Raw genomic sequence first — 7,251 nt, 5'->3', positions numbered from 1 at the left:
GAATGAAACATAGAAGTTTGTAACTTTTTATAAGTTTTCAGTAACGGCTGATTCATATGAAGATGGTAGTATTAGTAGAAAACAGTTCCAGATGCAGACTTTGTGCAGAACATGGACTGTCGGTTTATATCGAATATGAGGGAAAGACGTACCTTCTGGATACTGGCGCAACAGCACTCTTTGCAGAAAATGCAAAGGAGCTGGGGATTGATCTTTCGAAAGTAGATACGGCGTTTTTATCCCATGCACATTATGACCACAGTGGCGGTTTCGAGGAGTTTTTTAAGGAGAATGACAAAGCAGCGGTCTATATGCAGGAGACGTCTGCTGAGAACTGTTTTTACCGGACAGAAGGAAAAGATAAATATATTGGAATTCCGCAACATCTTCTGGAAAATTATAAAGAGCGGTTCCGTCCGTTAAATGCAGTCTGTGAAGTTGAAAAAGGCGTCTGGGTCGTACCGCATTTTACCGGCGGTCTGGATGAGATGGGACGCAGGGCGCACATGTACCGGAAAATCGGTGAAGAGTTTATTGCAGATGATTTTGCACATGAGCAGAGTGTGGTTTTTGAGACGGGAAAAGGACTGGTGATATTTAATAGCTGTTCCCATGGGGGAATTGTCAATATTGTGCGAGAAGTGCAGATGGCACTCGGCGGGCAAAAGGTCTATGCGGTTGTCGGTGGATTCCATATGATGAAGCTCTCGGGCATGGATACACTTGCCATACCAGAGGAAGAGGTTGTGGAAACTGCGCAGGAATTGAAAGGGCTTGGCGTAGAGGAAATCTATACCGGTCACTGTACCGGAAATATTGCATTCGGGATTCTGAAAAAAGAACTTGGCGAAATGGTACATGCACTTGGAACAGGGGAAACGGTGGTATTTTAAATGAAGGAAGCCCCAGGATTTATCACGGGTAATGAGTTGATAGATCCTGGGGCTTTTGTCTTGTTACATTGCTTCTTTTATGAGTATGACTTCAGGTTCGGTCATTGCATAAGCATCCAGAACTTCATCCAGCTCGTCTGCCTTGATCAGATTTTCTTCCAGAACCAGCTTATAGTGAGGGTGATAAAACAGAAGTTGAATTCTGAAAATAATTGTTAAATATGGCTATTGAATGGAATTGTGTATATAATAACTAAAAAACATTGCCGTTGACTAACCAATATGAAAGCGAGTATACTGTAGTAAAGTCAAAGGAAAAAAAAAGAAGGTGTAAAAATGCAGGCATTATCAACAGCTGTTCCTGGAAAATGGTACACGATCAAATGGATGTTCGGAGTACCGGAGGTGCTGGAAAAATTAAAGGAATTCAAAATCAAAGAGGGCAGCGAAATCCATGTGATCCAGAATGATGCCAGTGGTATGATGATTATAGCATCTGACCAGAAGCGGTTCGCTATCAGCCAGGATGCCGCTGCGAGAATTCAAGTATAACAAAGAAATGAAAAATCGATCTTACAATCACAGGAAAAGTAGGATCGATTTTTTTGTATATCCGGATCATGGAGGAGCCAGTCTGTTCGATTTTATAAAGTTTTCACAGAATAACGGATTGTTTTCAGCTGCGATTGAAGATATAATACTTTTATGTAACAAAATAGAAGCGCGAAAGAGGGAAAACAAATGTTAGAAATTATTTGTCTTATATGGCTTTGGCGTGTGAATGGAAAGCACGCGATAGAAAGAGGACAGAATCCAAAAAAATATCGTGCATTGACACTGGGATTGTGGTTTGGCCTTGAATTTACCGGTACTTTTGTCGGAGCCTGGCTGATGCAGCTTTTGAATGCAGGTGATAATGCATTTTACGGGGCATATTTTTTTGGAATTATCGGAGCTGCAATTGGCGGTTTCACTTCTTACTGGGTTGCAAAAAAAGCACCGATGGGAAATTACAGACCAGAAGACCAGCCAAATGGATGGAATAATCAGTCAGGTGGATGGAATCAGAGCCAGAACGGTTGGGATAATCAGCAAAATGGATGGAACCAGAACCAGAACAGCTGGGATAATCAGCAAAATGGATGGAACCAGAACAGCTGGGATAATCAGCAAAATGGATGGAACCAGAATCAGAACGGCTGGGATAATCAACAGAATGTCTGGGAACAGCCACAGCAGGAACCGGATTGCCTTTTTGCTCCGGCAACGATCCGTATTATCGAAGAAGAGGGCGGTTATACCGGCGGGCAGGATGCATTTTTCTTAAATGGCAGACCCATCTGTTCTCTGCGGCCGGGCAGTGAATATACCTTTACAACTTACGCAAAGAAGAATGTGCTTACGATTGGCAGACCGACACCGGAACTGTCAGATGAGACAACGGTATTAAAGTTTATTGCCGGAGAAAAAGGTCAGATCGAAATTCATGCATGTGCGGGAAGACTGCTCCCGGGAAAATTCAGCAATTATACAGCATAGGAATATTATGTGGTTCTGAAGCATACACTGTCAACAAAACGGTATATGCGGCAATATGAGACAGAGATCCGAACAAGAAGACGGGACACGAAGGTATCGCATGGCAGATGCAGCAAATTTGCCGAAGGATGTGGTGCTGGGTGTCCCGATTCTGACTCTTACAGGGCATTATGAAGTGAATATAGAGAATTACCGTGGAATTCTGGAATATACCGAACAGCTGATCCGTATAAATGTACGTAGCGGGCAGATTCGCATCACAGGGAAATCACTTGAGATCAACTACTATACAACAACCGATATGAAGATTACCGGAAAGGTAGAGAAAATTGAGTATTCTTAGGAAGGGATGACGAAGATGCTGCGATATATTCTGAATAATCTTGCCGGATACCTGCGCATCAGAGTCGAAGGATATTCACCGGAACGTTTTTTAAATCTTTGCTGTTATCATGGGATTTTTCTCTGGAATCTGAGACCGGCAAAAGGGGCATATGAGATGAATATCCGCGTCCGGGATTTCCGCAGACTGCGACCAATGGTCAGGAAGAGCAGGGCAAAGGTACGAATCACCCAGAAAAGAGGAGTCCCGTTTTTTATACATAAATATCGTGGACGGAAGCTTTTTTTTACAGGATCGGTCATCGCAATCTGTCTGATCTTTCTGCTTTCTTCTTTTATATGGAGGATTCAGATTGATGGAAACCTTGCAAGGACAGATGAGGTTTTGCTTTCTTTTCTGACAGAAAAGGGAATTGCCTGTGGAATGGCAAAAAAGAATGTAGACTGTGACCGGATTGAAAAAGATATTCGTATGGAATACGACGATATTATCTGGGTTTCAGCCTATGTTCATGGGAGTTGTCTGAAGATTAAAGTCAGGGAGAATCCTGACCGGAAGGAGCTGCAGACAGAAGCTGAGGCGGAAGCGCCGATGGATATTGTGGCAGAAGCGGACGGGATCATTCAGAAGATCATTACACGAAAAGGGAATCCGCTTGTCCGGGAAGGCAGTGAGGTAAAAAAAGGAGAGATCCTTGTGAGTGGAAGTGTGGAAGTAAAGAATGATTCAGATGAGGTGACAGGATACCAGTACCGGGTATCGGATGCAGACATAATAGCACAGACAACGGTTGCGTATACAGATATTCTTGACGGGCTGCATCCGGTATGGAAAGATACCGGCAAGAAGAGCTGGAGGTTCTGGATAGAAACACCGGGAAGGCTGTATCTTTTTGGCAGGCGGGAGCTACCTTACCCGGAATATAATGCGCTGACCTGCAGATATATCCTGTATTTGGAGAGACATTTTCCATTTCCGGTCTCGGTAAGAGTTGAACGGAGCAAAGAGAGCAGAAAAGAGGAGATTTCTTATACAGACAGGGAAGCAAGAGAAATTCTGTCCTATAATTTTGAGAAGTTTTGCGCCCGATTAGAGAAAAAAGGGGTTCAAATTTCAGAGAATGATGTTAAAATATACAGGGAGACGAACCGGTATTCGGCAAAGGGGAAACTGGTTTTATCCGGACCGTTCGGAATTGTACAAAAAGGAACGGTACATGAACTGCCGAAGGCAGATGCAGAAAATATACAGCAGGAAGGAAACTGATTTATGGGAATTCTTGAGACCATGATAGACATACCGGCTGAACATGAAAAAAATGTGTTTGGCCAGTTCGATATATTTGCAAAAAAAATTGAGAGAGCTTTACATGTTACACTGATCGCGCGAAATGGAAAGGTGAAAGTCCTTGGAGAAGAAAAGAATGTAGAGAGGGCGCAGCAGGTATTGTCGCAGCTTACCGAGCTTTCCAGGCGCGGTAACACGATCCAGGAGCAGAATGTAGACTATGCCCTGTCCCTTACGATGGAAGACAGCGCGGAAGATATTCTGACAATTGATAAAGACCTGATCTGTCATACACTTCAGGGAAAGCCAATCAAACCAAAGACGCTCGGACAGAAGAAATATGTGGATGCGATCCGGGAAAAGATGATCACCTTTGGCCTTGGCCCTGCCGGAACCGGTAAAACTTATCTGGCGATGGCAATGGCAATCACGGCGTTCAAACGCAATGAAGTGGGGCGTATCATTCTGACACGTCCGGCAATTGAAGCAGGAGAAAAGCTTGGCTTTTTGCCGGGAGATCTGCAGAGCAAGATCGATCCATATTTAAGACCACTTTATGATGCACTCTATCAGATCATGGGAGCAGAAAGCTTTATCAAGAATTCAGAAAAAGGGCTGATCGAGGTTGCGCCTCTTGCCTATATGCGAGGCAGAACCCTTGACAACGCTTTTATTATTCTGGATGAGGCACAGAATACCACACCGGCGCAGATGAAGATGTTCCTGACACGTATTGGTTTTGGATCCAAAGTCGTGATCACCGGAGACTCTACACAGAAAGACCTTCCGGCAGGACAGACATCCGGACTTGATGTGGCAGTGAGTGTAGTCAAGAATCTGGAAGATATTTCGATTTGCCGTCTGACCAGCCGGGATGTTGTCAGACATCCGCTGGTACAGCGGATTGTTAAAGCGTACGAGGAATACGAGCAAAAGCAGGAACAGAAAAAATCCCACACTAGAGACAGAAAGAAACGAGGAACAAGATGAGACTATTTTTAGAGGATGAGGGAGCATTGGATTTAAAGCTGCCTTATGAAGAACTGGCGACAAAAGTTGCAGATGCAGTCCTGGATTATGAGAAGTGTCCGTACGAGGCGCAGGTAGAACTTCTTCTTACGATGAATGAGGAGATCCGACAGATGAACCTGGAATTTCGCGGAATCGACCGTGCAACCGATGTCCTGTCATTTCCGATGACGGAATTCCCGTCACCGGCTGATTATGCATATCTGGATACAGATGACAGTTCATTTGATCCGGAGACCGGAGAACTGATGCTCGGCAATATTGTGATTTCCAAAGAGCGCGCAAAGGAACAGGCAGAAGAATATGGCCATTCGGTAGAACGTGAATTTGCTTTCCTTATTGCGCACAGTATGTTGCACTTGTTAGGTTATGACCATATGGAAGATGAAGAACGGCTCGTGATGGAAAAGAAACAGCGGGAAGTTCTGGAGATGCTGGGAATTACAAGATAGATAAAAGTATGAGGTTTTAACGTATGGGTAAAAAGAAAAAATCAAAGGGCGGCAGTTTTCTGATGCAGGGAAGCATCCTTGCGGCAGCCGGTATTATCACAAAGATCATCGGGGCAGTATACCGGATCCCGATGCTTAATATTATGGGGCTTAAAGGACAGGGCTATTATGATATGGCATTTCAGGTGTATTCTATTGCTCTGATCATTTCGTCTTACAGTCTGCCGGTTGCGGTATCAAAGCTGGTGTCATTCAAAATGGCGGCAGGAGAACGGAAAAATGCATTCAGGGTATTGAAGGCATCACTGATCATAGCTGCGCTATCTGGTGTCACGATCATGGTGATCGTATTTTTTGGAGCAGAGGCGATCGCAGAATATCTGATGGGAGCCAAAATGAGCTGCTATTCTTTGAAGGTGCTTGCTCCCGGGCTCCTGATTTGTGCGATTATGGCAGTTTTTCGTGGCTATTTTCAGGGGCTGGGAACGATGATCCCGACTGCAATTTCGCAGATCATTGAACAGCTTCTCAATGCGATTGTCAGTGTTGTAGGTGCAGCCATTCTTCTGGAAAATGGAAAACAGATGGCTAAGGTGCAGGGGAATAACCTTTTTGGACCAGCCTATTCCGCAGCAGGAGGTACACTTGGTACAGTAGCCGGTGCTCTGATCGGTCTGCTGTTCTTACTGTTCTGCTATGTGGTATTCCGCAAGCCGATGATGCGGCAGATGAAGCGGGATACCTCGAAAGAACTGGATGATTACCGTGCGATTTTCAAGATCCTGATTCTGACGATCGCACCGATCATTTTAAGTACAACGATTTATAACAGTGCAAATGTTATTGACAGTGCTATGTTCAATAAGATCATGGGCGCACAGGGAACCAGTGAGGCGGTCTGTGCAGAGCTTCTTGGTAAATTAGGACAGTATTATACCCTGTTCAACGTACCGCTTGCCGTTGCGAGTGCATTGGGATCATCTGTGATCCCGGGGCTTGTAAGCGCGGCAGAGAATCATGACAGAAGACTGTTACATAACCGGATTTATACGGTTATCCGTTACACGATGCTGATTGCGATTCCAAGCGCATTTGGATTCTTTGCACTTGGTCAGCCGATCATGGATTTCCTGTGGCCGAATGTAGATAATGTAACACAGGGAATTATGCTGAAGATCGGAGCGATTTCTTTGGTATTTTATTCACTTTCAACCGTTACGAATACAGTGCTTCAGGGGCTGGACCGTATGATGGAACCGGTAAAAAATGCAATGGTATCCCTGATACTACATATTGTATCTCTGTTTATTATGCTTGTTATGTTCAAATGGGGCATTTATGCACTGATTGGAAGTAAGATTGTGTTCTCTTTATGCATGTGTATCATGAATGCACATGATATCCGTGAAGCATGTGGATATCTTCAGGAGAGCCGTAAGACTTTTGTCATTCCGTCTATCGCCGGAGCTGTTATGGCAATTTTGGCATGGGCAGTGCATTTCGTACTTGACACCTTCATCGGAGGAAGAATCGCAACCCTGATCGCCCTCATCGTGGCAGTAGCGGTATACGCAGTCGTTCTCCTTAAAATGGGTGGCATGTCTGAAAAAGAACTCCTCGGTCTCCCAAAAGGTCGCCAGATCGTAATAGTCTGTAAAAAATGCCATTTATTAAAAGAACGCAGATATTACTAAGCTGTGGAGGATTT

8 protein-coding genes are annotated in these 7,251 nt (G+C 44.4%); all 8 read left to right on the top strand.

Annotated elements, in window-relative coordinates; genetic code table 11:
• The first annotated feature begins 56 nt into the window (after positions 1-56).
• The 8 genes from PG418_RS13705 to PG418_RS13670 all read left to right on the top strand — a co-directional run bounded on the left by PG418_RS13705 (position 57) and on the right by PG418_RS13670 (position 7,237).
• Complete coding sequence (locus tag PG418_RS13705; protein ID WP_022219962.1) at positions 57-893, top strand: MBL fold metallo-hydrolase; 837 nt, start codon at positions 57-59, stop codon at positions 891-893.
• A gap of 336 nt (positions 894-1,229) precedes the next feature.
• On the top strand, positions 1,230-1,445 hold the full coding sequence (locus PG418_RS13700; RefSeq protein WP_008370804.1) for a FeoA family protein: 216 nt from the start codon (positions 1,230-1,232) through the stop codon (positions 1,443-1,445).
• 189 nt (positions 1,446-1,634) lie between these two features.
• Complete coding sequence (locus tag PG418_RS13695; RefSeq protein WP_195510212.1) at positions 1,635-2,432, top strand: hypothetical protein; 798 nt, start codon at positions 1,635-1,637, stop codon at positions 2,430-2,432.
• Between the two features lie 100 nt (positions 2,433-2,532).
• Positions 2,533-2,775: a sporulation protein YqfC gene (gene yqfC / locus PG418_RS13690; RefSeq protein ID WP_022219963.1), complete on the top strand. Its 243-nt coding sequence runs from the start codon at positions 2,533-2,535 to the stop codon at positions 2,773-2,775.
• A 15-nt stretch (positions 2,776-2,790) separates the two neighbouring features.
• A complete protein-coding gene (locus tag PG418_RS13685; protein WP_498837521.1) occupies positions 2,791-4,041 on the top strand; it encodes a sporulation protein YqfD in 1,251 nt (416 codons plus the stop codon).
• A 3-nt stretch (positions 4,042-4,044) separates the two neighbouring features.
• Positions 4,045-5,052 carry a PhoH family protein gene (locus PG418_RS13680; RefSeq protein WP_022219964.1) on the top strand — a complete coding sequence of 336 codons (1,008 nt, stop codon included), beginning with the start codon at positions 4,045-4,047 and terminating at the stop codon, positions 5,050-5,052.
• Positions 5,049-5,543 carry an rRNA maturation RNase YbeY gene (ybeY, locus tag PG418_RS13675; RefSeq protein WP_008370797.1) on the top strand — a complete coding sequence of 165 codons (495 nt, stop codon included), beginning with the start codon at positions 5,049-5,051 and terminating at the stop codon, positions 5,541-5,543. The genes PG418_RS13680 and ybeY overlap by 4 nt, the downstream gene beginning before the upstream one ends.
• A 23-nt stretch (positions 5,544-5,566) precedes the next feature.
• Positions 5,567-7,237 carry a putative polysaccharide biosynthesis protein gene (locus PG418_RS13670; RefSeq protein ID WP_498837520.1) on the top strand — a complete coding sequence of 557 codons (1,671 nt, stop codon included), beginning with the start codon at positions 5,567-5,569 and terminating at the stop codon, positions 7,235-7,237.
• The last annotated feature ends 14 nt before the right edge of the window (positions 7,238-7,251 follow it).

It is taken from the genome of Bariatricus sp. TF06-38A (genome assembly GCF_027690675.1).
Classification (GTDB): domain Bacteria; phylum Bacillota; class Clostridia; order Lachnospirales; family Lachnospiraceae; genus Allocoprococcus; species Allocoprococcus comes.
Note: the sequence above shows the minus strand (reverse complement) of the source record. Positions and strands in the feature narration are given on the sequence as shown.